Consider the following 26,705-nt stretch of genomic DNA (forward strand, 5'->3'; position numbering starts at 1 on the left):
CCGGACGCGGGTGCGCCGGGACGGTCCCCGAGGTGCGCCCGGCCGGGGGCGGCGTGGGAGGAATGTGCCGGCGTCGCGCCGAATCGGGCCGGGAAGAAGGTCCCGACGCCGCGTGGGCGGCGCCGGCCGGCGGCCGGCCGGGCGGTGCGACCTTCGGGCCACGGGCGAGTTGTGACGTCCGCGGCGCCGGCCCGGGCCGGCTGCCGGCGGTGCGAGGCCGCCCGCACCCGCCGTCGCGAGGCGAACGCCGAGGTCGCGCGGCTGTGTGACGTAGGAGGCGACGCGAACGAGAGCGTTCCGCCGCCCTGAACTTCTACGGGACGTAGGATCGACGTATGGCGCGCCTGGGTGACCTCGAACGGTCGGTCATGGACGTGTTGTGGTCGAGCGACGGCTGGCTCACGGCCCGCGAGGTCGCGGCCCGCCTCGACCACGAGCGCGATCTCGCGTACACCACCGTGCTGACCGTGCTCGAACGACTGGAACGCAAGGGTTTCGTCCGCCGGCAGCGGGCCGCGCGGGCCCACCGCTACGCCGCGTCCGACAGCCGGGAGGCCGTCGTCGCCGAGGCGATGATGGAGGCGCTGGGCACCGCGGACGACCGCGGTTCGGCGCTGGTCCGCTTCGTCGGATCGGTCTCGGCCGAGGAAGCGGAGATCCTACGTAGGGCGCTGGAACCTCTGGGCGGCGATCCGGCCGCCGAGGCCCCGGATCCAGCCATCCCGCCCCCACTCGAGACGGCCACCGACGGGCCGGACGGACCGGACGCGGTGACCACCGACTCGGATCGAACGGTTCAGATTCCACCGGACGGGCGGTAGCGTTGCCGGCGAGATGACGACCGCGGCCCTCCTCGCCCTGTTCGCGGGCGTGCTGGCCTGGCCGGTACCACGCCTGCTGGCCGCCGCGCGCTGGCCGCACCGCTGCCCGCGGGCGGCGATCGTGCTGTGGCAGGCGATCGGGCTGGCTGGTGGCGTCTCGGCGCTGCTGGCCGCGATCGCGTTCACCGTCTCCCCGCTGTCGTCGAACACCCCGACCGCGATCAACGACCATCTCGGCAACATCGCGGCCGGATCCCCCCTCACCGGCCTGCGCTGGGTCAACCTCGTCGGGCTCGCCACGGCGACGGCCCTGGCCTGCCGGCTGTTCGGGGTGCTCTGCGCCTCCACCGCGGCGACCCTGCGCGAGCGGCACCGGCACCGGCACCTGGTCGACCTCGCCGGCCGCCGCCATCGCGGGCACGGCGCGCGGGAGTCGGCCGACCACACGCACCTCCACCCGCCCACCACTGCCGCCGACGGCGACGCCGACCCCGGCGACGGCGACGGCGACGGCGACGGCCTGAGCCCAAGCGGCGGCGGTGGGAGCAGCGTTGGCGGGAGCGGCGTTGGCGAAAGCAGCGCCGATCCCACCACCTGCTGCCTGTGCGAACACCGCGACCGGGCCGGCATCCTGCTGCGGATCCTCGATCATCCGATCGCGGTCGCCTACTGCGTCCCGGGGGTCCGCCACGCCCGGGTGGTGGTCTCCAAGGGTCTGCTGAACACCCTCGACGCCGCCGAGCTGGACGCGGTGCTCGCCCACGAGGCGGCGCACGTCGCCGGGCGGCACGATCTGGTGATCCAGCCGTTCGTCGCCTGGGAGCGCACCTTCCCCTTCCTACGGCCGGCCCGGGAGGCGACGGCGGCCGTGTCTTTACTCGTCGAGATGCTTGCCGACGACGCCGCCGCCCGCGAGACCAGCCGCCGCTCGCTCGCCCGGGCGCTGGCCCGACTCGGCGTGGCGCGGGCCCCGGTCCCCGCGGGGGCGCTCAGCATCACCGGGCACCCGGCCGCCGTGCTGCCCGCCCTCGGCGCCGAGGATCCGCTGCCGGCCACGGCGGCCCGGGCGGCAGTCCGGTTCGGCGGCGGCCCGGGTGGCGGCCTTGGTGGCAGCCCGGGGGCCGGTGCCGCCGCGGCGGCACCGGACACCCCCGGCCTCCGGCTCGGGACGGCCAATCCGGTCATCTCGCGCATCGCCCGGCTGCTCGACCCGCCGGGGGTCCGTTGGTGGCTGCCCGCCGGGGCCTACCTGGCCGCCGCGGCCGTCCTCGCGGCCCCCCCGATGATCGTCCTCATCGGCTGATCGCGCAGGTCACCGGCGGTTCGCGACCGTAGGCGCCGGCTCGGCAAGGGCCGGCGGAGCACGCAAGAGACGATTTATCTCTCTCCCGCCATCTCGCCCATAGGCAAGGCGCAGGCAAGTCGGCAGACTAGGCCGCGTCGGCGCAGAACGGTCTCGCCGGCCCCCGGCGACATCGCAGTCGCCGTGTCCGGCATCTCGGCGAACCCAGGCAGACCCATTCGGGCCAAGGCAGACGGCAGACCCAGGCGAACCACCGGAGGCGGCGTGACGACCGAGCGGAGCGCGAGTACGGCCCTCGACGAGCTGGCCGCGGATCCCGGCGCCTTCGCCGGTGGGGTCTCCTCCGACGCCCGCCACGCGGCCGTGCGGGCGGGGGTCCGCCGTCTCGGGGATCTGCTCGGCCAGGCCCTGACCCGGCACGAGGGCGCGGCGACGCTCGCGCTCGTCGAGCAGGTCCGCGCGCTGGCCCGCCGGCCCGACAACGGCGCCGAACTCGGTCGGCTGCTCGCCACCGTGGACGACCAGACGGCCATCGTGCTCGCCCGCGCCTTCACCGCCTACTTCCAGCTCGCCAACATCACCGAGCAGCTACACCGGTCCCGGGAGCTGTCCGACCGGGCGAAGGGCCCGCTGGCGGAGACCTTCGACCGGATGGCCGCCGCGCTCGACACCGGCACCCTCGACCGGTCGCTGGCCGAGTCGATCGCGCGGCGCCTGGAGCTGCGCCCGGTCTTCACCGCCCATCCGACCGAGGCCAGCCGCCGCTCGGTGCTCGACACGCTGCGCCGCATCGCCGACCTGCTCGACGCGGACAGCCCGGACGGCGCGGCGCCGGCCGCCGACCGGGACCGCACCCAGCGGCGCCTCGCCGAGATGGTCGACGTGCTGTGGCAGACCGACGAGCTGCGGGTGGAGCGGCCGAAGCCGGCGGACGAGGCCCGCTCGGCGGCCTACTACCTGGAGCTGATCGCCACCGAGGTCCTGCCCGACCTGCTGGAGGAACTCGACCTGGCGCTCGCCCGGGTGGGGCTCGCGCTGCCGGCCGGGGCGCACCCGTTGCGGTTCGGCTCGTGGGCGGGCGGCGACCGGGACGGCAACCCGAACGTGACCCCGGCGGTCACCCTGGAGGTGCTCACCCTCCAGCACGAGTTCGGTATCCGGTTGCTGACCTCCCAGGTCGAACGGCTCATCCAGGAGCTGACGGCGTCCACCCGGGTGGTGGGGGTCGGCGACGAGCTGCTGTCCTCGCTGGCCGCGGACCGCCAGGCGCTGCCCGAGGTCCACGACCGCTACATCCGGCTCAACGCCGAGGAGCCGTACCGGCTCAAGTGCAGCTACATCCTCGCGAGGCTCGCCGGCACCCGGGAACGGCTGGCCGCCGGCGCGCCGCACGTGCCCGGGCGGGACTACGGCGGCGTCGCCGAGGTGCTCGACGACCTGGAGGTGATGCGCGCCTCGCTCGCTGCCGGCGACGGAACTCTCGTCGCGGACGGCCCGCTGCTGCGCGTCATCCGCACCGCGCGCGCGATGGGGCTGTCGTTGGCCACCCTCGACATCCGCGAGCATGCCGACAAGCACCATGCGGCCCTGGCCGCGGTGTATGACCAGGTCGGGGAGCTCGACGTCCCCTACGCCCAGCTCGACCGGCCCGGGCGGCGCACCCTGTTGTCCGCGGAGCTCGCCCGTCGTCGGCCGCTGCTCGGCGCCGGGCCGCCGCCGCTGCCCCCGGCGGTGCTGGGCACGCTGGAGCTGATGCGCACCGTCCGGGAGGCGCTGGACCGCTTCGGCGGGGATGTCATCGAGAGCTACATCGTCTCGATGACCCGCGACGTCGACGACATCCTGGCCGTGGTGGTACTCGCTCGGGAGGCCGGCCTGGTCGGGCTCGGCTTCGCCGACCGCCCCGCCTGGGCTCGCATCGGCTTCGTCCCGCTGTTCGAGACGGTGGCCGAGCTGCGCGCGGCCGGCTCGCTGCTCGACGGCATGCTGTCCGACCCCTCCTACCGCTCGCTGGTGCGTGCCCGCGCCGACGTGCAGGAAGTCATGCTCGGCTACTCGGACTCGTCCAAGGACGCAGGGATCACCGCGTCCCAGTGGGAGATCCACAAGGCACAGCGGGAACTACGCGACGTCGCCCGCCGCCACGGCGTCGTGCTGCGGCTGTTCCACGGCCGCGGCGGCTCCGTCGGCCGCGGCGGCGGCCCGAGCGGCGAAGCGATCATGGCGCAGCCGTTCGGCACGCTGGACGGCTCGATCAAGGTCACCGAGCAGGGCGAGGTGATCTCGGACAAGTACACGCTGCCCCAGCTCGCCCGGCACAACCTGGAGATCACCCTCGCGGCCGTGGTCGAGGCGTCGATCCTGCACCGATCCTCCCGGCTGAGCCCGACCGTCCTCGCCGGGTGGAACGAGACCATGCAGGCCGTCGCGGACTCGGCCCGAATCGCCTACCAGGCGTTCGTCGGCGATCCGGCGCTCGTGCCGTTCTTCCTCGCCGCCACCCCGGTGGAGGAGCTCGGCAACCTCAACATCGGCTCACGGCCGTCTCGGCGGCCCGGCGGAACCGGCGGGCTCGCCGATCTGCGCGCGATCCCCTGGGTGTTCGGCTGGACGCAGTCGCGGATCATCCTGCCCGGCTGGTTCGGCGTGGGCACCGGCCTGGCCGCGGCCCGGGCCGCGGGGGCCGGCGACACCCTCGCCGAGATGTACCGGTCGTGGCACTTCTTCCGGACCTTCCTCGGCAACGTGCAGATGACCCTGGCCAAGTCGGACCTCACGATCGCCCAGCGGTACGTCTCGACCCTCGCCGGCGACGACGGTGGCTCGATCTTCGAGGCGATCCGCGCCGAACACGCCCGCACGGTCGCCGAGGTCCTCGCGGTCACCGGCCAGGCCGAGCTGCTGGAGAACGCCCCGACGCTGCGCCACACCCTCGAGGTCCGCGACGCCTACCTCGCCCCGCTGCACGCCCTGCAGGTCTCCCTGCTCGCGCGCGCCCGGGCCGCCGGGGAGGGCGCCGATCCCCTGCTGCGCCGGGCGCTGCTGCTGACGATCAACGGCATCGCCGCCGGCCTGCGCAACACCGGCTGACCATCCGTAGGCCGGCCGCCGAACCGGACCGGACCGCCCTTTCACAGCTTCTCAATTGTCTTGGTTGACAAACTGTTGGACCCTATCTACCGTCGGATGCATGAGCCGGCGCCTTCTCCTGGTATGCCGTGCCCACATCGACCTCCATCGCGTCGCAAGCGCGCTCTGTCGACCTGGCCGCTGATCCTTCCGAGTCTCAGGGCAACGCCGCGCGCCGGGGTCGGCCGCGTGAGCCGGAACAGTCGGGAAGGGCGGGGCGGCTCCTGCCGTTGAGGCAGCCCGACCGGTCCGAGCGTCGCCGATCGCCGCGCTGGTCGGGGGCGCTCCCACCGATCCGGCTACCGTCGCGGGGCACGAGGTCCGGTACGACTCCCCTCCCACCCGGTCCGCCGATCATGGCCGGCGACCACGGTCACCGCCACGCGCCGCGGTCACGACGTGTCCGGTCATGGCACCCCCGGGCTGCCAGTGGGATCCCGCCCCGGTCATCCACCCGAGACGCCGCCACGGCGTGCGCCTCGGCACGCCTCACGCCCGCGCCGCGGAGCAGCCGCACGTGGCCCGGCTGTGACGCGAGGAGGTTCCCCGTGTCCGTACAGCACAGCGTGTCCGTCCAGCACAGCGTGTCAGTCCGCAACGAGGTAGGTCTGCGCGGCGAGCCGCCGACGACCCGCCCCCCGCGCACCCGTCCCCCCGGACGCGGGGGCGCCCCCGGATTGGCCACAGCGCCGCCAGCCGGCCCGGCAGGGGCCGGTTCGACCGGCGGTGGTGGCGTCGGCTCCGGCGCCGCGGCGGCGATCCTGCGGACGGTGCTCGACCACGGGCCGGTCGCCCGCACGGCGATCGGCCGGGCCACGGGGCTCAGCCCGGCGGCGGTGTCGCGGCAGACCGCGGGGCTGATCTCGCTGGGCCTGCTGCGCGAGCTCCCGGCGAGCTCGCTGTCCCCGCGGGCGGGGCGCCCGCACGTGCCGCTCGACGTCGACACCCGGCGCCATCTCGCCTGCGGCGTGCACATCGCGGTCCCGTTCGTGACCTTCAGCGTGGTCGACCTTCGCGGCCAGGTGGTCGCGCGGGAGCAGCGGCCGCGTGAGGGAGACGCCACGGCCGTCCTCCAGATGATCATCCGGCACCTACCCGGGTTCCTCGCTCGGCACGCCGGCGGAAGCCGGGTGCTGGGGCTGGGCGTGGTCACCGGTGGTCGGGTCGACCCCGAGCTCGGCCTGGTGGTCGAGCACGAGCCGCTGGACTGGCGGGACGTCCCGGTGCGCGACGTGCTGGCCGCGGCCACCGGGTTGCCGGTGCACGTCGACGGGCACGCCCGGGCACTGGCACAGGCGGAGATCCTCTTCGGCGACCCGCGGGCCCGGCGCAGCCTGCTGCACCTGTTCGTGGGCAACGTCGCCGACGCCGCGTTCGCCACTGACGGCTCGGTGCACATCGGCCCGAACTCCGCCGCCGGCGGCATCGCCCACCTGCGGCTCGCCGACAGCGACGCGCCCTGCCGGTGCGGCCGGTCCGGTTGCGTGCAGGCCACCCTGTCCGAGCGCACGCTGCTGCGGCACGCCGCCAGCGAGGGGATCATCTCCCGGCCGGACCTGCAGAACCTGCTGGCCGCCGCCCTCGGCGGCGACCGTCGCGCCGTGGCGCTCTTCCGCGACCGGCTGCGGGTGGTGGGACGCCTGATCGCCCTGCTCGTCGACATGATGGATCCGGAGATCGTCGTTCTCACCGAGGCCGCCACCCTGTTCCTGCCAGCCCTGCGGGGCGACCTGTTCGCCGAGATCTCCGCGCACTCCCGGGTATGTGCCGAACCCGAACGGATGGTGCTGCCAAGCAGCTTCGGCCCCGACGTGCTCGCGGTCGCCGCGGGCGCGACGGTGCTCGACGCGGTGCACCGCCGCCCGCACAGCCTGCCCGCCGACCTGGCGCCGCCCCGGCCCGCCCCGGCCGCGGGGGCGGCCTCTACTCGCCAACCGGCCACCCCGCTCGCCCGCCGACGCAATTAATTTCAACGGAACGCAAAATATTGACGGCCCACCGGTCATCACCGAAGATTGATCTGTGAACAACACCGGACGCGACGGCGAGGGTATTTCTCCGCCTCACGACCGGTGTTGTCGTCGATGTTGATGCGGGATATCCACCGCCACGTCTCGGCGGGCTGAAGCCCTCTCTACGCCGCATCCCCGCCGAGCGGAAAAAGAGGCATGCACGCGGCGAAGTCGCCGATCCTGCCATTCTCGCCCGCATTCCAGGCTGCACCCTCGGCTGACCCTGGGCCAAGGCTGCCAACTCGACCGTCGGCGATCCCGACTGATCCCGACTGATCCCGGCTGCACTGACGGCATGCGGCCAAAAGCCTGACGCGGCAGTGCGCGAAAGCATCGGACACCCCCTTTCCGGCTCCACCCATCCCTTTTTCCGTCCCTTGGAGGAACTGCAGGATGACCAGCACCACGCCCACCGCCCTGGGCATCGACGTCCGCCCGCTCTCCGGCCACACGGGGGCCGAGATCCACGGGATCGACCTGCGCGAGGAGCTCGACGACGCGACCGTGGCGGAGATCCGCTCGGCGCTGCACCAGTGGAAGGTGGTCTTCTTCCGGGACCAGAACATCGACCACGCCCAGCAGGTCGCCTTCGGGCGCCGGTTCGGCCGGCTGACGCCGGCGCACCCGCACGAGGAGGCGCCGCCGGCCGGCTTCCCCGAGATCCTGCCGATCGACAGCCGCCGGTACGCGAAAGTCTTCGGCAGGCGGAAGGCCACCTATGACAACGGCTGGCACACCGACGTCACCGCCCTGGTGAACCCGCCCACCGCGTCGATCCTGCGCGGCGAGGTCATCCCCCCGTACGGCGGGGACACGGCGTGGACGAATCTGGTGGCGGCCTACCAGGGGCTGCCCGAGCCGCTGCGGAACCTGGCGGACGGCCTGCGCGCCCGGCACAGTTTCGGGAACTTCCCCAGCGACAGCGAGTACGGCCGCAGGGTGGCTGCCAACCCGCTGGTGGCGATCCACCCGGTGGTGCGGGTGCACCCCGAGACCGGCGAGCGGGCGCTGTTCGTCAGCCCGAGCTTCACCGCGAAGGACGGCGAGATCATCGGCTTCTCGCCGAAGCAGAGCCGGCAGATCCTCGACGTCTTCTACGACCAGATCTCCCGCTCCGAGTTCACCGTGCGGTTCAAGTGGAACCCGGGCGACATCGCGTTCTGGGACAACCGGGCGACCGCTCATCTGGGGCCGTCCGACCTCGGCCACCTCGACTTCGATCGGGTGCTGTACCGGGTGACCATTGAGGGCGACATCCCGGTCGGCGTGGACGGTCGGGAGTCGGAACTCGTCACCGGCGAGCCCTTCCTCGGGACCTGACGGGATCCCGCCCAGCGGGCCCGCAGAGCCCCACCGACGGCCCCGAACCGAGGGCCGAGAAATCCGCCGAGAGCCGCGAGGGCCATCTCCCTCGCGGCTCTCGGCGCACGCCGGACGGCCGCCGACCACCGGCCGGAATCGCACCAGCGGCCGAGATTCCATGACCAACAGGGAGATCTTCGATGCATCATCGACAACCGTGGGCGCGGCGTCCTTCCCTCCTGACCGCCGGACTCGCCGCGCTCATCGCGGTGCTCCTGGCCGCCTGCGGCAGCGGCGGCGGGGACGGCGCGCGGGCGGCGGCTGGCGACCGGCGGGTGACGCTGCGGATCGGTGACCAGAGCAAGACCCTCGAGCTGCCGCTGACGCTGTCCGGTGCGGCCAGGGGCGCCCCGTACGGCCTGACCTACAGCACGTTCGCCGACGGGCCGCACATGAATGCCGCCTTCAGCGCGGGGCGGCTCGACGTCGGCTACATGGGTGACACGCCGGTGCTGTTCGCGAACGCCGCGAACGCCGGTGTCGTGGCGATCTCCGTCGCCGAGAACCCCGTGAACGGCCAGACGATCATTGCGAGAGCCGGCTCCGGGATCCGGACGCCGGCCGATCTGCGCGGCAAACGGGTCGCGTTCACCCTCGGCACGTCGCTGCACGGCTACCTGCTCAACCAGCTCGACCTCGTCGGCCTGGGCCAGGGGGACGTCAGCACGGTCAACGTGCCCGTCACCAGCCTGACCTCGACGCTGGCCTCCGGCAAGGTCGACGCGATCGTCTATGTCCGGCAGAACGCGGCCACCGTCGCCAGGCAGACCCCCGGCTCCTACGAGATCCAGACCCGTCCGCTGCCGCAGTACTCGGTGCTGCTCGCCTCGAAGTCGGCGTTGAAGGACCCGGCGAAGCGCACCGCGGTGCGCGACTTCGTCCTGCGGCTGGCGCGGGCGTCGTCCTGGCCGAAGGCGAACGCCGCCACCTGGGTCCAGCAGTACTACGTCGACCAGCTCAAACAGGATCCGGTCGCCTCGCGGAAGTACTTCGACTCGCTGCCTGAGACCCGCTACCGGCCGGTCTCCCCCGCCTTCGTGGACAGCCAGCGGGGACAGGCCCGGCTGCTGGGCGGCGTCGGTGAGCTGCCGAAGTCCCTCGACGTCGACAACGAGCTCGACCCCGCGTTCAACGGCGAGCTGACCGCGGCCTTCGCGAAGGCGTTCCCGGCGACCTGAGCGGGCCCGCCCGCGACGGAAGGATCGACATGACCGAACTGATCTCGCACCGCGATGTCGCCCGGTCGCGCACGGCGTCCCCAGGTCCGCTTGCGGCCGAGCCGGCGGCGGCCGTGGTCACGACGCCGGGGCGGCCCCCGGTCGTCCTGGTGGACCCCACCGCCGGGCGGCGCCGCACCACCAGGCGGCGTCGGGTGCCGCCGGAGGTGCGCCGCTTCCTCGGCCCGGCGCTGCTGTTCGCGCTGTGGTGGGCCGTGACGGGGCTCGGCCTCGTCAGCGATCGCGCGCTGGCCTCGCCCGCGGCCGTCCTCGACGCGGCCCGTGAGCTGTGGCGCAGCGGCGACCTCCTCGACAGTCTCGGTGCCTCCCTGTACCGGGTGGGGGCCGGCGTGCTGTTCGGCGTCGGCATCGGGCTGGCACTCGCCGTAGTCGCCGGCTTCTTCCGGGCGGCCTCGGACGTCGTCGACTCGGCGATGAACTTTCTGCGCACGATTCCGGTCGTCGCCCTGTTGCCGCTGATCATCGTGTGGATCGGGATCGGCGAGAGCGCCAAGATCTTCCTCATTACCGTCGGCGTCGCGTTCCCCATCTATATGAACACCTACGCGGCGATCCGCGGCGTCGACGCCAGGCTCGTGGAGGCCGGGCAGACCTTCGGACTGGGCCGGTTCGGGCTGGTGCGCTCGGTCATCGTCCCGGGGGCCGCGCCGGGCTTCCTCGTCGGGCTGCGCTGGGCGCTCGGCGTCGCCTGGCTGCTGCTGGTGTTCGCCGAGCAGGTCAACACCGACTCCGGCCTCGGCTACCTGCTCAACAGCGCGCAGTCCTGGAACCGCACCGACATCATCGTGCTCTGCCTGGTCGTCTACGGAATCCTCGGGCTGGTCAGCGACGGCCTGGTCCGCCTCCTGGAAAGGACACTGCTGTCATGGCGTCGCGGCTTCGACGGAACGTGAGCACGCAGGACCCGCAGCACCCGGCGTCTGCGGCGGGGGCGGACCCGGCGCCGGGAGTGGGTGGCGGGGTCGCCGTCCTCGCTCGAGCCGGCACCGATGACGCCGTCGGCGTGGCCGCAGCCGGGGCCGCGGTACGCGTCCGCGGGCTGCGACGCGCCTTCGGCGAGCACGTGGTGCTCGACGGGCTCGATCTGACGATCACACCGGGCGAGTTCGTCGCCCTGCTCGGCCGCAGCGGGTCGGGGAAGAGCACGCTGATCCGGATTCTGGGCGGCTTCGACGGCGGTGTCGAGGGCGAGGTGCTGGCCGCCCGGCGGCGCTCGGTCGTCTTCCAGGAGGCGCGGCTGCTGCCGTGGAAGCGGGTCCTGCCGAACGTCACGCTCGGCCTGTCCGGCCGGGACGTCGCCGAACGCGGCCGCGTGGCGCTCGCGGAGGTCGGTCTGGCCGGCCGGGAGCGGTCGTGGCCGGCGGCGCTGTCCGGTGGCGAGGCGCAGCGGGTGGCGCTGGCGCGGGCGCTGGTGCGGGAACCGGAGCTGCTCATGCTCGACGAGCCGTTCGGCGCCCTCGACGCCCTGACCCGGATCCGGATGCATGCCCTGCTCCAGCACCTGTGCCGGCGCCACCAGCCGGCGGTGCTGTTCGTGACGCACGACGTCGACGAGGCGATCCTGCTCGCCGACCGGGTGCTCGTGCTCACCGAGGGCCGGTTCTCCCTGGACGTCCCGGTGGACGTGGCTTCACCCCGCCGGACCGACCCAGCCTTCGACCGGCTGCGCGCCACACTGCTCGCCGAGCTGGGCGTGGACGGCCTCGCGGCGGGCACCCACTGACGGTGCCGTGCGCCCGGCCCGCACCACGCCGCCTTCTCTACGGCCGCCCGCGCAGAAACCACCATCGGGCGAATCGCCCGGATGATGGATCGGCCGGACGATCGGCCGCCGCGCCGTCCGAGTGATCAGACGGGTACGAGGCGGCTCCGAATGCGGCGGATCATCGCCGTCCCCGCACTAGACTTTGATGCCGTGACGGGTCAGGTCGGTCCGCGGGGTACGGGAGGGGCTCCGGCGGCCATGCCACCGCCCGAGGACCTCAACCCCACGACCGGCGCCGGCACCGCCGCCTGCGCGGGCGCCGTGCCACGCCCGCCGGCCGGATGGGCCACGACCCGCAGCGGACGGATCGCCCGGACCGCGGTGGCATCACTGCTGACCGTCGGGTTGGCGGTGGCCGCGCATGTCCTCGCCTGCGGCAGGGCGCCGGCCGTCGCGGTCGCGCTGGTGGGGATCGTCCTGGTGATGCGCATCTGCTGGGGCGTGTCGGAACGCAGGGTGTCAATGCCCCGGCTGGTCGGACTGGTGCTCGCCGTCCAGGGATGCCTGCACGTGGCCTTCGGGCTGTCCGCTCCCGCCGGCCATGCCGGCATGACGGGCGGGGGAGGCCACGCGGGGCTCGCGGCGGCGTCGCCGGCGGACCTGGTGCCCGGCGGTGCGGCGATGCTCGGCCTGCACCTGGCCGCCGCGCTGCTCCTCGCCGGGTGGCTGGCACTCGGCGAGCGCCTGGTCTGGCAGGCCGCTCGTGGCGCGGCACGGGTGGCCCGCCGCGCGGTGGACCGGCTGCACCGCCCTCGCTCGGCCGGCGGTGTGCCCGCGACGGTCGCGAGTCGGCGGTTTCCCGCCACCTCCGGGCCGCCCGACACGGCGTGCTCGCTGTGGCTTCGGCATGTGGTGGTGCGGCGCGGGCCGCCACGCTTCGCGGCCTGACGAACCGCCGCCCGTCGCGGCGCAGAGGATCCGATTCGTAGCACCGGTCTCCAGGACTCGGAGCAACTATGTCACGCTCATTTCCGGCACTTTCCGCATCGAATCCGCCACTGCCGGCGGCACGCCCCCCGATGAGCCGCATCGGCCGGGCAACCACGATCAGCCCGGCGACCACAATCGGCCCGGCACCCACCTTCGATCCAGCGACCACAGCAGGCACAGCAGGCACAGCCGTCCAGGCGACGGTAGGAGCGGTCAGATCGACCGTCGCCCCCACCATGGCGCGGCGGACCGCCAGGACGGCTGGAACGGTCATGGCAGCGCCGGCCACCTCCGCCATGCCCCAGCCCAAGAGGGCCGCCGGGGATCTGGAACGGGCCGTCCTGACCCTGCTGTGGTCGGCCGCCGAGCCGTTGATGCCCTTCCAGGTCCAGCAACGCCTCGGCGCCGGTCTCGCGCAGAGCACGATCGCGACGACCCTGTTGCGGCTGGTGAACAAGGGGATGGTCCAGCGGTCGCCGCGCGGAAGGGGCTTCGCCTACCGCCCCCTGCGGCGAGCCGCCGACCACGCGGCGGGGCAGATGCTCGACTTCCTGCTTCGCGGCGAGAATCCCGACAGCGTCCTGCGGTCCTTCGCCCGCCGGCTCTCCACCGATCAACGCGATGTCCTTCTCCGCGCGCTGACCTGATCGGCGGCAGGCCCGGTTCACTCGGTCTGATGCCATAACGGAGATTGCCGTCGTGCACCCGCGCGGCGGCAGTCCCGCGACAGTGCCGTCAGGCCCGAAGGGCCGAAGGGCCGAAGGGCCGAAGGGCCGAAGGGCCGTCTCGGCAGGGCTCCGAAATTTCAGACCGTGACCTTGGGAACCCCACCTCGTCGACCGATTGAGAATGCAATGCGGTAGACGTCAGGCAGGTCTATGCGTTTGTCCCTGCGACGCCGCATGACACCGAGTTCGACGAGTTCCTCCATGAGCCGAGGATAGTCGTCCGCATACCGTGGACCTGTCCGGACATCTGTCTCGTCCCCGATACCGATGCGGTCGGCCATCCGCTGGAGCTGTGCTGTGAGGGATTGGTCTTCCCATCGCTCGAGCACTACGCTCTCCTCCATCGGGACTTGCAGGCCGGCCAGCGGCCTGATGGCGGTGTCCACCCATGGAAGGTCTTCTTTGATCTCCGCTACCCTCGTAAGTGAGGCAGACTGGACACCACGGCGTATTCCCTCGTGGTGGAGTGGATAGGTATGCGTCGCATACTCCTCGACGGTCTCCTGTAGAGCCTTGCGCAGCGCATTGAGAAAACTTCGGGGACTAACCTGTTCGGCGCCGTCCATCAGATGGTTAGGAAGCCAGGTGTAGGTTATTCCCTTGCGATAGTTGCCGCCCATGTATGGGCCCGCAATCGCCTTGAATGCCTCCGTCTGCACAGCGGCATCTCCAAGTAGCGACGGCGGTGGAAGATAACGCCTCGGCGTCGGCTCTCCCCAACCTGCATGCAGTTCGCGGAAGTTCTTAGCGGCCTCGCCGGAAGAGTTGCCCAGATAATGGAAGAACAGACCGTACAGATTTGTGGTCGACCACTTGAGACTGGCCGCGTTCGCTCCGAGCTTGGATGCGTCAGGGAAGCGGAGTACGGCCCCGTCGAACATGTCGGGACGAATAAAGATCTTGAACCTGATATTGTTGGTGCGGAGGCGGAGTTCCAGGGCAAGCTGAAGAATTCCCGCCACCCAGCGATCCGCGAGACGGCGGTCGGCATGCAGGTGTTCCAGCGCGTCGAAGAGGATGAGTCGGACGAGGCCGTCTCGCCCCGCCCGCTGATCCTCCTGCTCGATCCATTGGTCCCGAATGGCGGCATGGCCTCGAATCCACGAGACGCGGTCGGCCCAGGTCCGAATGCGTTGAAGATCTGGCTGCTTCAGTGCGGCGAGAAGAACAGCGTTCCAGAGGTCGTAGGGGTCAGTACCCGCATCGATGAGCTGACGAAGTTCGCCGGCCCCTGGATATCGGCTGGTATCGAGCTTGGCCCCGAATCCGGCGGCGACGTCCGCCCGGCCAAGTTGGTCCATGCGGTACTCCGTCGCTGCCACTAGGCGCAGTTCGGACTTGAGGAGGGAAAGGTACCAGAAGGTCTTGCCGACCCCACGGCCGCCCCGCACGACGGTCGCATCGACGTCCAATGCCAGACGGTGACTATCTGGAGTAAACAGCCTACTCAGCGACGGCTGTACCGTGTCAGCATCCTCGGCCGGAGGCAAAGCGGTGGCCAACAGGCCCCTGTAGTCCTCGACCCCAAATGCCCGGTCGGCCATCATCAACCCTCGACGATCAGTCTGGTAGAGATGTCAAGAAAATTGCGGTATGCAGCCTGGATGAAGGTCCGATCGTACCATCCCGAGCTTGTGGTGACGTCCAGACCTACGAGCTCTTGTGTGAAAAGAATAGGGATCGGAGTGTGCGGAGCAGCATCATCTTCCGGACCGGGGTTGAAACCCTCAGGATCGTCCGAAGTGAGGTCGTCATAGAGTACCGAGAAGCAGTTCCATGCCTGTTCCCGAAAAGAATCCAAATAAGTATTCCGTGGCCTGCCACCAGCATCAGGAACCATTGCCGCCACCATATGCAATTTCTCTCGGATTTTCGCAGCCTGCCCGGTCAATCTCCATGTCGAGAAGAGATCTCCATAGCCCGTCCAGGTCGAGTGATTATTGACTCCGAAAAGCAGGACTAGATCGCTGATCCGTGAAATCGTGACTGCCGCGAGATCATGTATGCCTGCCCGGCTATCAAGAAGCACGACGTCAGGGCGCCTGCTGAGCCGGCCTACTGCCTGTTCCCCCGCATCCACCGCCGCCTGCAGCCGATCACCGAAGTCTCGCCCATCAGGATGCTGCACATAGACCCGGTTGAGTTTTTCCACGTAGGAGTACGGAAGATCGTCCAAGCCACGGCCACGCGCGGGAGCCACCCAGAGCTCACCGTTGCCGCGTTGCACCATATCGGTCACGCGAGCCACCAGATCGAGACCGGCGTCATTGTTCACCGCCGATTCAACAAATTGATCCACTAGACCGAATCGGGGAAGCCGGTCGGAGGGGAGAAGCATCGTCCCAGCACCTGGCGATTCAAGATCGAGGTCGACCACCAGAACGCATCGGCCGAGGTCGGCAAGATGTTTGGCCAGCAACAGGGTTGCGGTCGAGCGACCTACTCCGCCTTTGAATCCGTACAGTGCCACCCGTCGCGCAGTACTTTCGCCCTGCGGATCTGGAACTCGTACCCGCGCCCAATCCTCACCCACAACAGCGTTGTCAAGCCAACGAAGGCGCCCTTCACCGCGACCGGGTACATGGCCGAACTCGTCGATCACCTGCGGCGAGGCAAGCAGAACGTCGGAAAGATACAGGTCGGATCCAAGGAGGACGGGTTGTTCAGCGGCATACCGCCCAAGAAGTGTGATCATTTGTTTACGCCAGCCGCCAATTGCGTCTGACCTGAGAGCGTCGCGCCGATCAGCAGAGAAATGCCGATCATCGAGCACCAGTGACAACCGGCCGAGAATATCCCGCACCAGCAGCACGTCGATGCCGGTGCGAACCACGTCAAGGGCGACGCTGAGAGCCCGCGGGTGAGCGGCGTCGAAGCGGACCCGCTCCTGCGGCGTCGTCATTGGAGAATCCCAGACATAACAGCCTGCTGGTGCAAGGCCAGAATCCGGCCCGCCGCCTCACGATGGCTGGCGACCGCGGCCGCGGTGATGACGCTGCCATCGTTGTACCGGTGGCTGACCGACCAGTCACCGAACGGCGTCGCGCCACTCAACAGACCAAGCAGCTTGCTACCTGAACGGCCATGTAGTAGCAGCGCCACTTCCGTCCACAGCTCGGGAAGGTGACCAAAAGCCTTCTGCTTGCCGACCACCCCGGATATCGTAGGCTTCCCTATCGACGATCCATCGGGAGCAGTATGTGAGACTGTCGCCTGCAAATGTCTCAGCAGGATGCTCTTGAGCGCGCACTCCACCGCGAAGCCATAGTGATAGGAGGCGTTGGCCAGCCGGCCGTCGTCGTGGAGGTAGAGAGCGTCCTCATGGTGACGGCGTCCAGCACTGGCGAAGTGATCCTCCGTTGACCGCGGCACGCGCTGATCCTATGACAGGATCGACACACTCGGGTTCCGGCCGCCGACCGGACCCGAGGCGGACACCAAAGCACGACAGGACCTACCGGTGCCCGGACCCACGACACGGGATCCCCTACTCGCACAGGTTCTTCTCGATTTTACATGTTTCCACGAACAATCGACCCTGGATGCTGATCAGCAGCTCATGACTCCACGCTGCCGACGTCACAGGCCAGGTGCAGAAGCAGCCGGCTGGGCCACCGCGGCGAAGAGCTGGCGAGTACGAAGATGGAGCTACCGTCCCAGCATCCGGTCAGTTCGTCAGCCCGGCGTCCTCTCCGGCCAACAGCGCGGTGATCCGATCGAGCGTGGCGAGGTCGGCCGCGTTGAGCGCGACGAGTGCCGCGGGCGGCCGGTTGAGCATGTCGTCGGCGAGTCGGGCCGCCGTCCGGCCCGAGGCGGTCAGCTCGACGAGCTTCGAGCGCCGGTCGTCCGGGTGCACGGTGCGTTCGGCCAGGCCGCGCCGTTCCAGCTCGTGCACGGTCAGGGTGGTGTAGGGGCGGTCGATCGACAGGGCGGCGGCGAGTTCGCCCAGCGTCAGCGGCCCGGCCTGTAGCGCCAGGAGCGCCTTGACCCGGATGAAGCTGAGGTCCAGCGCCTCGCAGACCTCCCGCCGGCGCTCGTTGCGATCGACCACGACCGCCCGGATCCGCCGCCACACCCGAGCCGCTCGCGCCGACCTCTCCGCCCGCCCGGACAGCACCGGCGCGGCGGAACGCACGCCCGCGTCGGCGGGTCCGGCTGCATCGGCGAGTCCGGGTGCATCGGCCGGCCCGGGTGCGCTGGCCGGCCCAGGCGTATCGGCCGGCCCGGGTGCATGGGCCGGCTGGGGCGCATCGAACGGCCCGACCATGTCGGCCGGTACAGCCGGCTCGGGTTGCCCGCCGGGGACGCCGACGGGCTCCGGCGGGTCGGCCACCGCCGTGGCGGTCGGCGTGGAATCGCGCCGGTCAGCGCGTGGGAGCGAACTCATCGTGACCATCCTGCCCGGAGGAACCGTGGGACCGAGACCGGGCCGCGGCGCCGGCGCGCCCCGCCCCAGACCGCCGCCGGAAAGCGCCCCGCCGCCCGTCGGGGCGGCCGGCACGGTGTTCGTCGCGCGCGGCAATCCCTGCCGCCGCAGGCCGCACCGATCGCCGGTGCCGCCCGCCCCCCTCCGTGTCCCCGGGGCGCGCGCCGGCCGCGGCCGGTCCGCCGCCCTCTGCCCGCCTCGTCGACGCGGCGGCCCGGGCGGCTGGGGTCCGGCTGGCGTCGGCATCGGCATCGGCACCGTCGGCGTCGGCGGCGTCGGCGGCGAGCCGGGCGGCGGTGCGCTGCGCGGTGCCGCGCGCCCAGGTGCCGGTGCTCGCGGCTCCGAGCAGCAGCACGCCCGCTCCGCACAGCGCGATGGTCCACCAGGCGACGGCGCTGGTCGGGTCGACGACCCCGGCGCGGCCGGCGACGCGCGCCGCGGCGAGCGACCCGATGACCGCGACGCCGAGGGACTGCCCGACCTGGCGGCTCGTCGAGGCGATGCCGGCGGCCACCCCGGCCTGGGACTGCGGCATGCCGGTCACGGCCGTGTTGGTGATCGGCGCGTTGACCATGCCGAATCCTAGCCCGACGAGCACATACGCCGACACGAGCCAGGGTATCGAGGTACTCACACCCAGCTCGGTCAGCATCACGCTGCCAGCCGTCATCGTCACGCCCGCGATGAGCAGCGGCGTGCGGGCCCCACGGCTTGCCACGAGCCGCCCGGCGATCGGCGCGGACACCACCGTCATCCCCGCCATCGGCAGGGTGGTGATCCCGGCGAGCAGCGGCGAGTAGCCCCGGACCTCCTGCAGGTACAACGTGTTGAGGAACAGGAAGCCGGCCAGCGCGGCGAAGGCGAACACGGCGATGCCGGTCGCCCCGGCGAACGGCGCCGCCCGGAAGAAGCGGACGTCCAGCAACGGCTCGGCGCGGCGGCCCTCGTAGCGGACGAGCACCGTCGCCGCCACCGCCGACACCGCGAACAGTGCCAGCGTCCGGGCGGCGAGCCAGCCCGCCGACGGAGCCTCGATGATCCCGTAGGTGAGCGAGGCCAGGACAAGGATCACCAGGGCCTGCCCCACCGGGTCGAACCGGCGGGCCCGGGCCGCCCGCGACTCCGGGACGAACAGGCCCGCGAGCACCAGGGCCGCGACGCCGACGGGGACGTTGACCCAGAAGATCGCCCGCCAGCTCACCGACTCGACGAGCGTCCCGCCGAGCACCGGTCCCAGCGCCATGCTGACGCCGATCACCGCGCCCCACACCCCGATCGCCCGGGCCCGTTCCCGCGAGTCGGTGAAGGTGTTGCTGATGATGGACATGGCGACCGGATTGAGCATCGACCCGCCGACCGCCTGCACCATCCGGAAGACGATCAGCCAGGTCAGGCTCGGCGCGAGGCTGCACAGCAGCGACCCGATGGTGAACAGGACCAGCCCGGTCTGGAAGACCCGGCGCCGGCCGAGCCGGTCGCCCGTCGACCCGCCGAGCATGAGCAGGCTGGCCAGAACCAGCGTATAGGCGTCGATCGTCCATTGCAGACCGGAGGCGGAGGCGTGCAGGTCACGGCGCAACGACGGCAGCGCGACGTTCACGATCGTGTTGTCGAGCCCGACGATGAACAGGCTCATGCAGCAGATCGCCAGGACGAGTAGTCGCCGTCCCCGGGTCAGGTCGGACATCGGCAGCTCCCCAGCGAGCGGCGTGGCCGGCACCGACGGCACTGCGCGGCGCCCGAGCCTGACCACGCCCCAGATAGTTGTAACGCAACAATATTTAGCCTACTGCAACGGTCTCGCGATGTACCTGCGCCGCCGCCGGTCCTGTCCGCCGCGACGAGATCGGCGAAGCACGGGGAGTTGCTGGAGGCTGATGACGATGGCAAGCCCGTGGGACCGTCACCAACCTCCAGCACTTCCCCACCGCTATACGGCCCCGACCGCCCCGACCACCGGGCCGATCGGCGTCACTCCGGCTCGCGCCGGGCCGTGAGCAGGAGGCGGTCGGCGCCCAGGGTGTAGGGCGTGCCGTCCGGGCCGGCGTAGCGTCGGACGTCGGTGAACCCGGCGTCCGTCAGCAGGTCGCCCAGATGGGCGCTCGTGTAGATGTGGTGCAGGGCGGTGGCGTCGAGCCGCCGGGCCCCCTGGCTGAAGCGGTAGCGGCTGATCAGCCGGCTCGCCGCGACGTCGTACTCGGTGGTCGTCTCCACGGTGATGTCGCCGGTCCGCATGGTGCGCGGCGCCCCGGTGAAGCCGGGCAGGATCGACTCGGCCGTTGCACCGAAGTCGACGACCAGCCCGCCACCCGGGCGGACAGCCCGGCCGAGCGCTGCAGCGAAGGCGCGGGTGCCGGCCAGGTCCAGGTAGCCGAAGCTGTTGCCCAGGCAGACCGCGGCGTCGAAGACGCCGAACCGGCCGATGTCACGCATATCGCCGTGTTCGAACGCCACAGCCTGCCTGGCGACCCGCGCCGCACGCCGGGCGTGGGCGATGGCCTCCGTGGACAGGTCGACCCCGGTCACCCGGTGGCCGCGCGCGGCGAGGGCGAGGCTGTGCCGGCCGCTGCCGCACGGGACGTCCAGGATCCGCGAATCGTCCGGCAGACCGAGCCTGGCCTCGACGAAGTCGATGTCGGCCGCGGTCCATTCCGGTGAGGCGGCGCGCCGCCAGAACTCGTTGGGAAGGTCGGTGAAGAAGTCCGCGTACCACGCGGACGGGATGTGCTCGGACGAGATGTGCTCGGACGAGATGTGCTCGGACAACGCAGGATGCTCCCGAATGAGGTACCTCGACAGGACGTTGCTGTCTCGGGGCACCGGGAGAAGGACAGCCGCGCACGGTCAGCCCGACGGCGGACGGCAGTGCTCCGCGGACGGGCAGTGCTCCGCGGACGGCAGTACGCCGCGGACGGGCTGTGCGCCGCGGAACGGCCCGAGGCCGGCGCGGTGCTGCGCGTGACCGCCGCCGGACCGGGGTGGCCGGGCGATCACCGGTGACCCGGGACGGGGCCCGGGGCAGCCATGGCATCCTCCATGTTCGCCATCGGGCCGTTGCCCGACGGGTCTGCGAGCCAGGCTAGGCCGGCCGGTCCGAACCGGCAACGGAGTTTCCGCCCCCCGAACCGGTGTCGCCGGCCCGGCCGGGATCCGAGCCGGGGCACGCCCGTATCCTCAGTGCGGGTCGAACCAGGATCGGGAGGGCCACGGCGGTGTTACCCCTGCGTCCCGACGATCCGGAGCTGATCGGCCACTACCGGCTGTTGCAGCGGCTCGGCGCCGGCGGCATGGGCCGGGTGTACCTCGGCCGCAGCCCGGGCGGACGCACCGTGGCGATCAAGGTGATCCGGTCCGAGCTCGCCGACGACCCGCAGTTCCGCCAGCGGTTCCGGCGCGAGGTCGACGCGGCCCGTCGGGTGGGCGGGATGTGGACCGCCCCGGTGCTCGACGCCGACCCCGACGCCGACCGGCCCTGGCTGGTCACCGCCTTCGTGCCGGGTCCGTCGCTGCACGAGGCCGTCCGCACCCACGGCCCGCTGCCGGCCGGTACCGTCCGGGCCCTCGGCGCGGGCCTGGCCGAGGCGTTGATCGCCGTGCACGGCGCGGGCCTCGTGCACCGCGATCTCAAGCCGTCCAACGTGCTGCTGAGCCTGGACGGCCCGCGAGTCATCGACTTCGGCATCTCACGGGCGGTCGACGCGACCGCGCTGACGCACACCGGGGCGGCGGTCGGCTCACCGGCGTTCATGGCGCCGGAGCAGATCGCCGCCGGCGAGGTCGGCCCGGCAACCGACATCTTCGCGCTCGGCGCGGTGCTCGTGCACGCCGCGAGCGGCGCCGGCCCGTTCCGGGCGCCCACCGTGCCGGCGATGATGTACGCCGTCCTGTCCCGGGAGCCGGACCTGGCCGCCGTGCCGGCCGACCTGCGCGAGTTGATCGGCGCCTGCCTGCGCAAGACCCCCGGCGAGCGTCCCTCCCCTACCGCGGTGCTGGCGGCGCTGGCGCCCGCCGGTGGCGCGGCCGAGCTGATCGCCGCCGGCTGGCTGCCCGCGACGCTCGTCACCGCCCTGAGCCGCCGTGCCGTCGCCCTGCTCGACCTCGATGCCCCGACCCGCCCGCCCCCTGCGCAGGACCTGTCCGGAACCAGGTCGCCGCAGGCTGGCGCTCCGAACCACCCCGAGCCGCCGACCACCACCACCGGCCCGGACGCGAGCCACGGACCGCGGCCGGATCACGGCCGCACCCGGAACGTCCCCTCCGACCCACGCGCGTATCCGCCTCCTGGCGCAACCCCGCCACCCGATGCGTACCGACCGCTCGGCACCACCCCGCCGCCCGATGCCTTTCCACCGCCCGGCGCCCTCCCACCACCCGGCGCCCTACCGCCACCCGGCACCGACTCGACGCCCGGGCCCCGGCCGGGGCAGGACCTGCCATGGCCGCCGGCCACGCCCAGGCAGCCGGCGACGCCACACCGGCGGTCTCGCGTTCTCGCGGTCCTCGCGGGCGCGGCCGGCGTCGGTCTGGTCTTGGTCGCCCTGGCCATGGTGCTGATCGTCAATCGTGGCTCCGGCGGCAGCTCCGACGGCGGCACCGCCACTGCCGGCGGTGCCCGCTCGGGTAGCGCGTCCGGCGCAACCGCGGGCGCGACGTCGGGATCGGGATCAGTCGGCGCCGAACGGCTCACCGGGACGAACTCGTCGCCGAGCCCGGCCGCGACCGCCGGAGCGGCCGTGCCGGTCGGTTACGTCGGCACCTGGCGCGGCGAGATCACCACCCCGTCGGGCCTGGCGCAGAACGCCGTCGTCACGGTGCGTGCGGGGCTGACCGGGCAGGCCGTGGCACATTCCGAGATCACCGTCGACGGGCTGACCCAGCCCGACGGGCAGCTCATCCGCTGCACCGCCGATCTGCGGCTCGTCGGCGTCTCCGCCGGCCTGACCCTGCAGGACATCCCCGGCACGGGCTCGGACCCGAAGATCCTTGGCATCTCCGCGTGCTCCCACGGCGGCCGGATCTCGCTGCTCCTGCAGGCCGACGGCATGGTCCGCTTCGCCGCCGACGCCCCCGGCACCGGTAACCCGACCGGCACGCTGACTCGCGAGCGGTGACCGGTGACGGGCGGTTGCCGCGATGATCTCGGCAGCGGCGGCGGCACCATCTGATTTTTTGAGCCAGGATGATCGACTTTGACGGTCTAAATCTACATATATAATTTAGGCGCATGGCAGGTTTGTCCCGCGTGACGCCAGCGACGCTCGACGTCCTCGAGGTGCTCATCGAGGGCGATGTCGAGCCGTACGGCCTGGCGATCGCCAAGAAGGCCGGACTGGCGACCGGCAGCGTGTTCCCGATCCTGGCCCGCCTGGAACGCATCGCATGGGCGAACTCCTACTGGGAGGAGTCCGACCGCCCCGGCCCCCGCCGCCGGCTGTACCAGTTCACCCCCGAGGGGATGGCCGGCGCCCGCGCGCTGCTCGCCGAGCGCAGGCCACGTCGCGGGTACGGGCAGGGCCATGGCACGTTCATCGCGCCCGAGGGAGCGTGGTGAACGCCCCGACGACAGGTGCGGCAGTCGCCGGCGGTGCCCGCGTGGCCGGCTCGCCGCGACGGGTCGCTGCCCGCATCGGTCTCGGCATCGTCATCGGGACGTATCTCGGCGACGCCCTGTCCGCGTTCTTCCCCGGCAGCCCCGCCTACCCGGTGATCGCTGCCGGCTCGCTATTCGGGCTGCTCCTCGGCTTGCTGACGGTCCGCCGCCGCGGACTCGCGCCGGCGTCGCTGGGCCTGGCGGCGGGCGCGGTCGCAAGCCTGGTCGCCAACCCCGTCGTCCCCGTCGCGGTCGCCCAGACCTCCTTCAGCGCAGAGACCGTCGACTACGGCTACCAGCCGGTCGTGACCCTGGTGTCCCTCGCGGCGCTCGGGGCGGCCCTCGGCCAGCTCGTCGAACGCCGTCCGCGGTTCACGAAGCCCGTGTCGGGTCTGGCGCTGGGCGCCCTGGGCGGGCACTTCGCCAGTCTTGCCGCGAAGACCGGTGAGGGTCGCTTCGTCGCCGACAGCACCGGGCCGCGTCTCGACCTCCTCGACGGTGCCGGTCACGCCGACGTACTCGTCTCCGGGTACGGGTTTGCCCACGGATACGCCTCGGCCGTGTTCGTGGCGGGTGGCGCGGTGCTGGGGTTGCTCCTCGGCCTGGTGGCCGAGCGTCGTCGTGGGCTCGCGCGCCCAGCGCTGGGGCTGGCGCTCGGCGCCCTCCTCGGCGGCCTCGGCGTCGCCGCGGGCCGGAGCATGTACGCCGCGTTCACCAGCCCGATCATCATCGACGGCACGGGATCTCCCGACTCCGTCGGAAAGTTCGTCGGCGTCGGCTATCTCGGCGACCTTGACCTTGGCCACGGGCTGGCCCTCGTGGCAGGTGGTGCGGCGATGGGCCTGCTGCTCGGCCTGCTCGCCGAGCGCTGGCACCGGCTTGCGTCACCGCTGCTCGGAGTTGCGGTCGGTGGTGTGGTCGGTCATATCGCCGGTGCTGGGTTGAGGGCCACCTACGGCACGTCCTCCGACTGGCCCAACTCGCTCACCTGGTCGGGAGGGAGCGAGCCCGTCGGCACGGCCACGTCGTTCGGGTTCAGCTACGGCAACGGCCAGGTCGTCGCCATGCTGGGCGGCGTCGTGCTGGGCGGCGTCGCCGGCCTGCTCGCCGGCCGTCGCCTTCGGCTCCTCAAGCCCCTGGCGGGTCTGGCGCTGGCCATCTCGACCGGTTCCGCGGTCAGCGCCGGCTACTACAACTTCGTCGTGCTCGGCAGCGCGCCCTCGTATCCAAGCGACGACGTTCCTGGAACCAGGATTGCTGTCCTCGCGCTGGCCTGCGTGGTCGTCGGGCTGGGCGCCGGCATGTTCGCTGATCGGTATCCCCGGTTCGTCAGGCCGACGCTGGGCCTGGTGTTCGGCGCCCTCGTCGGCCAAACGGCAGCCGGCGTGGCCGCGGACACGTACCTGTTCGCCGTCGACTACACGTACAACCACCCATCTGACAGCCGCTGGGCGGAGGTCGTGGGTCTGCTGGCCGGTGCCGCGGCAGGGCTGGTGCTCGGCGCGCTCGCCAACCACCGATCCCGGCTCGCGCGCCCTTTGCTGGGGCTGGCTCTCGGTGCCCTCGCGGGTTTCACCGTCGGTTCTGACTACGCCTACGGCCTTCTTGAGGGGAACTGGCACCCACCGGACGCCATGTCCGTCTACGTCAACGTCTGCGCCGCCGTCGTCGCCGGTGCCGTGCTTGGCCTGCTGGCAGGTCTCACGGCACGCTGGCCGCGCCAGGGGCGGCGCGTGCTGGGTGCGCTCGCGGGGGTCTTCGCGGGGGCGCCGGTCCCGGCGATGCTGTTCGGTGTCTCTCCGGCCCTCCTGCTCGTCCTCAGCGCAGCAGTCGGAGCGGCCGTGGCCGCCGGCGGACTCGGACCGTCGTACGCCCCGTCAGCCGGGAGCACCGCACTCCGGTCGTCGTTGCCGGCGAGGCAGGTGGTCCGCCTGGTGCGCCTGCTGCGGCCGGGTACGTTCGCGCACGGCCTGGTCGGGCTGGCGGCCGCGATCGCGGCGTCCGACGGCCAGCAGGAGCGCTACGCGGAGGAGTTCGAGGCGACGCTCGGGGACGTCGACGGTCGGCTGCGCCGTACCAGGAGGTTGTGGTGCGCGCTGACGATCCTCGCGGGTGCTGCGCTGCTGCGCGCCGAGCTCGCCAGGCAGGAGGCCGAACGTCGGTCCTGAGCACAGGGGCGACGCGGCACGGCGAACGGGCGGCCACCGCAGGAAGGACGGCGCGATCGCGTCCTGACTCAGCGAAGGCGGGGCGCCGCCGGCAGCGTCCGGGCCGCGTGTTCCTGGGCGTCGAGCAGCTCGTCGCCGTGCTCACGGGTCCAGTCGCCGAGCGCCTTCAGCGGGCCCTCGACCAGGCTGTGCCCCAGCGGGGTCAGCGCGTACTCGACCCGGGGCGGGGCCTGCGCGAAGGAGCGACGGTCCACCAGACCGTGGGCGCACAGCCGGCGCAGCGCCTCGGTGAGGACCTTGTCGTTCAGGCCGCCGATCGCCGCCCGTTCCGGCCGGATTCCCCGGTCAGGGCTGTGGGCGAGACGGCAGGGGCGCCGCGCCGTGGTGGGCGGTGAGCCCTCCGTCGGCGACCAGCGTCGTCCCGGTGATGTAGGACGCCTCGGCCGAGGCGAGGAACCAGATGGCCGCCGCGTGCTCATGCGCCTGTCCCCAGCGCTGCATCGGGATCCGCCGGCCTACCGCCGCCGCGGACTCCGGCTCGGTCCGGTGCCGCGCCGTCAAAGGGGTCTCGCTGAGGCCCGGCGCCACCGCGTTGATCCGGATGTGCTGGGCCGCGTGATCGAGTGCCGCGGCGCGCACCATGTTGATCACCGCCGCCTTGGATGCGTTGTACGCCCAGTTCCCCGGCTCACCCTGAAGCCCAGCACTGGACGCGGTCACGACGATCGCGCCACCGCCGGCGGCGCGCATGGCCGGAACGACCGAACGTATCCCGATCGCGACGCCTCGCACATTGACGGCGAAGATCCGGTCGAGCCGATCGATCGCATCTGCGTCCTCCCACGGCAGGGTCCCGCCGATCCCGGCGTTGAGGACCGCGACGTCCAGCCGCCCGAACCGATCAAGCGCGAGCTGTGCCATGGCCGTGCCGGTCTCCTCGCGGGAGACGTCCCCGACGAGCGGCACGACCTGCTCCGATGCCGGCCGTTCGATCAGGGCGGACAGCCCGGCCTCGTCCAGGTCGACCGCGACGACCCCGAACCCCCGGGCAGCGAACAACTCCACGCACGCTCGCCCGATGCCGGACGCCGCTCCCGTAATGACGACCGACGAGGCGACCACGTTTCCTCCAGGGAACTCAGGGAGACCACCGCGGCGGCGAATCCGGTTGGCGACGCCGGCGTAAGCCTCACCCATCAGGGTGAACAAGCAGGTTCGACGCCATGACGCACA

Annotated in this window: 21 protein-coding genes; 13 read left to right on the top strand and 8 right to left on the bottom strand. The window is 71.8% G+C overall.

Annotated elements, in window-relative coordinates; genetic code table 11:
- Positions 1-335 precede the first annotated feature (335 nt).
- From AC5R91_RS17460 to AC5R91_RS17505, 10 genes are all read left to right on the top strand, one after another.
- On the top strand, positions 336-821 hold the full coding sequence (locus AC5R91_RS17460) for a BlaI/MecI/CopY family transcriptional regulator (RefSeq protein ID WP_495392416.1): 486 nt from the start codon (positions 336-338) through the stop codon (positions 819-821).
- Positions 822-834: 13 nt separating this feature from the next.
- A complete protein-coding gene (locus AC5R91_RS17465) occupies positions 835-2,124 on the top strand; it encodes a M56 family metallopeptidase (protein WP_495392417.1) in 1,290 nt (429 codons plus the stop codon).
- Positions 2,125-2,388: 264 nt separating this feature from the next.
- Entirely contained in the window at positions 2,389-5,214 is a 2,826-nt protein-coding gene (gene ppc / locus AC5R91_RS17470) for a phosphoenolpyruvate carboxylase (protein WP_495392418.1), read from the top strand.
- A gap of 587 nt (positions 5,215-5,801) precedes the next feature.
- Complete coding sequence (locus AC5R91_RS17475) at positions 5,802-7,220, top strand: ROK family protein (RefSeq protein WP_495392419.1); 1,419 nt, start codon at positions 5,802-5,804, stop codon at positions 7,218-7,220.
- A 438-nt stretch (positions 7,221-7,658) separates the two neighbouring features.
- Positions 7,659-8,585 carry a TauD/TfdA dioxygenase family protein gene (locus AC5R91_RS17480; protein ID WP_495392420.1) on the top strand — a complete coding sequence of 309 codons (927 nt, stop codon included), beginning with the start codon at positions 7,659-7,661 and terminating at the stop codon, positions 8,583-8,585.
- A gap of 182 nt (positions 8,586-8,767) precedes the next feature.
- Positions 8,768-9,805, top strand: a complete 1,038-nt coding sequence (locus AC5R91_RS17485; protein WP_495392421.1) for a PhnD/SsuA/transferrin family substrate-binding protein — start codon at positions 8,768-8,770, stop codon at positions 9,803-9,805.
- A 29-nt stretch (positions 9,806-9,834) separates the two neighbouring features.
- Positions 9,835-10,758: an ABC transporter permease gene (locus AC5R91_RS17490; protein WP_495392422.1), complete on the top strand. Its 924-nt coding sequence runs from the start codon at positions 9,835-9,837 to the stop codon at positions 10,756-10,758.
- Positions 10,731-11,588: an ABC transporter ATP-binding protein gene (locus tag AC5R91_RS17495; protein ID WP_495392423.1), complete on the top strand. Its 858-nt coding sequence runs from the start codon at positions 10,731-10,733 to the stop codon at positions 11,586-11,588. The genes AC5R91_RS17490 and AC5R91_RS17495 overlap by 28 nt, the downstream gene beginning before the upstream one ends.
- 240 nt (positions 11,589-11,828) lie before the next feature.
- Positions 11,829-12,518: a hypothetical protein gene (locus tag AC5R91_RS17500; RefSeq protein WP_495392424.1), complete on the top strand. Its 690-nt coding sequence runs from the start codon at positions 11,829-11,831 to the stop codon at positions 12,516-12,518.
- Positions 12,519-12,832: 314 nt separating this feature from the next.
- Positions 12,833-13,207 carry a BlaI/MecI/CopY family transcriptional regulator gene (locus tag AC5R91_RS17505; RefSeq protein ID WP_495392425.1) on the top strand — a complete coding sequence of 125 codons (375 nt, stop codon included), beginning with the start codon at positions 12,833-12,835 and terminating at the stop codon, positions 13,205-13,207.
- Positions 13,208-13,365: 158 nt separating this feature from the next.
- Here AC5R91_RS17505 and AC5R91_RS17510 read toward each other — a convergent pair whose 3' ends face one another.
- The 6 genes from AC5R91_RS17510 to AC5R91_RS17535 form a co-directional block, all read right to left on the bottom strand.
- Positions 13,366-14,832, bottom strand: a complete 1,467-nt coding sequence (locus AC5R91_RS17510) for a hypothetical protein (protein WP_495392426.1) — start codon at positions 14,830-14,832, stop codon at positions 13,366-13,368.
- A 2-nt stretch (positions 14,833-14,834) separates the two neighbouring features.
- Positions 14,835-16,190 (bottom strand): ParA family protein, encoded by a 1,356-nt coding sequence (locus tag AC5R91_RS17515; protein WP_495392427.1) that lies wholly within the window; start codon positions 16,188-16,190, stop codon positions 14,835-14,837.
- On the bottom strand, positions 16,187-16,660 hold the full coding sequence (locus AC5R91_RS17520) for a hypothetical protein (protein ID WP_495392428.1): 474 nt from the start codon (positions 16,658-16,660) through the stop codon (positions 16,187-16,189). The genes AC5R91_RS17515 and AC5R91_RS17520 overlap by 4 nt, the downstream gene beginning before the upstream one ends.
- A 295-nt stretch (positions 16,661-16,955) precedes the next feature.
- A complete protein-coding gene (locus AC5R91_RS17525) occupies positions 16,956-17,423 on the bottom strand; it encodes a MarR family winged helix-turn-helix transcriptional regulator (protein WP_495392429.1) in 468 nt (155 codons plus the stop codon).
- A gap of 229 nt (positions 17,424-17,652) precedes the next feature.
- The gene (locus AC5R91_RS17530; RefSeq protein ID WP_495392430.1) at positions 17,653-19,401 is read right to left on the bottom strand and encodes an MFS transporter; all 1,749 of its coding nucleotides are present in this window, start codon (positions 19,399-19,401) and stop codon (positions 17,653-17,655) included.
- A gap of 284 nt (positions 19,402-19,685) precedes the next feature.
- Positions 19,686-20,480: an SAM-dependent methyltransferase gene (locus tag AC5R91_RS17535; RefSeq protein WP_495392431.1), complete on the bottom strand. Its 795-nt coding sequence runs from the start codon at positions 20,478-20,480 to the stop codon at positions 19,686-19,688.
- Positions 20,481-20,926: 446 nt separating this feature from the next.
- Between AC5R91_RS17535 and AC5R91_RS17540 the strand changes: the two genes are divergently transcribed.
- From AC5R91_RS17540 to AC5R91_RS17550, 3 genes are all read left to right on the top strand, one after another.
- Entirely contained in the window at positions 20,927-22,825 is a 1,899-nt protein-coding gene (locus AC5R91_RS17540; protein WP_495392432.1) for a serine/threonine-protein kinase, read from the top strand.
- 131 nt (positions 22,826-22,956) lie between these two features.
- On the top strand, positions 22,957-23,265 hold the full coding sequence (locus AC5R91_RS17545) for a PadR family transcriptional regulator (protein WP_495392433.1): 309 nt from the start codon (positions 22,957-22,959) through the stop codon (positions 23,263-23,265).
- Positions 23,262-25,472 carry a hypothetical protein gene (locus AC5R91_RS17550; protein ID WP_495392434.1) on the top strand — a complete coding sequence of 737 codons (2,211 nt, stop codon included), beginning with the start codon at positions 23,262-23,264 and terminating at the stop codon, positions 25,470-25,472. The genes AC5R91_RS17545 and AC5R91_RS17550 overlap by 4 nt, the downstream gene beginning before the upstream one ends.
- Positions 25,473-25,540: 68 nt before the next feature.
- On the opposite strand, the gene AC5R91_RS17555 is transcribed toward AC5R91_RS17550, so the two are convergent.
- Together AC5R91_RS17555 and AC5R91_RS17560 are read right to left on the bottom strand one after the other, a co-directional pair.
- The gene (locus AC5R91_RS17555; protein ID WP_495397996.1) at positions 25,541-25,810 is read right to left on the bottom strand and encodes a winged helix-turn-helix transcriptional regulator; all 270 of its coding nucleotides are present in this window, start codon (positions 25,808-25,810) and stop codon (positions 25,541-25,543) included.
- Between the two features lie 7 nt (positions 25,811-25,817).
- Positions 25,818-26,594, bottom strand: coding sequence for an SDR family NAD(P)-dependent oxidoreductase (locus tag AC5R91_RS17560; protein WP_495392435.1), 777 nt, complete (start codon positions 26,592-26,594; stop codon positions 25,818-25,820).
- Positions 26,595-26,705: the final 111 nt, after the last annotated feature.

The sequence above is a fragment of the Frankia sp. BMG5.60 genome, from assembly GCF_059428125.1.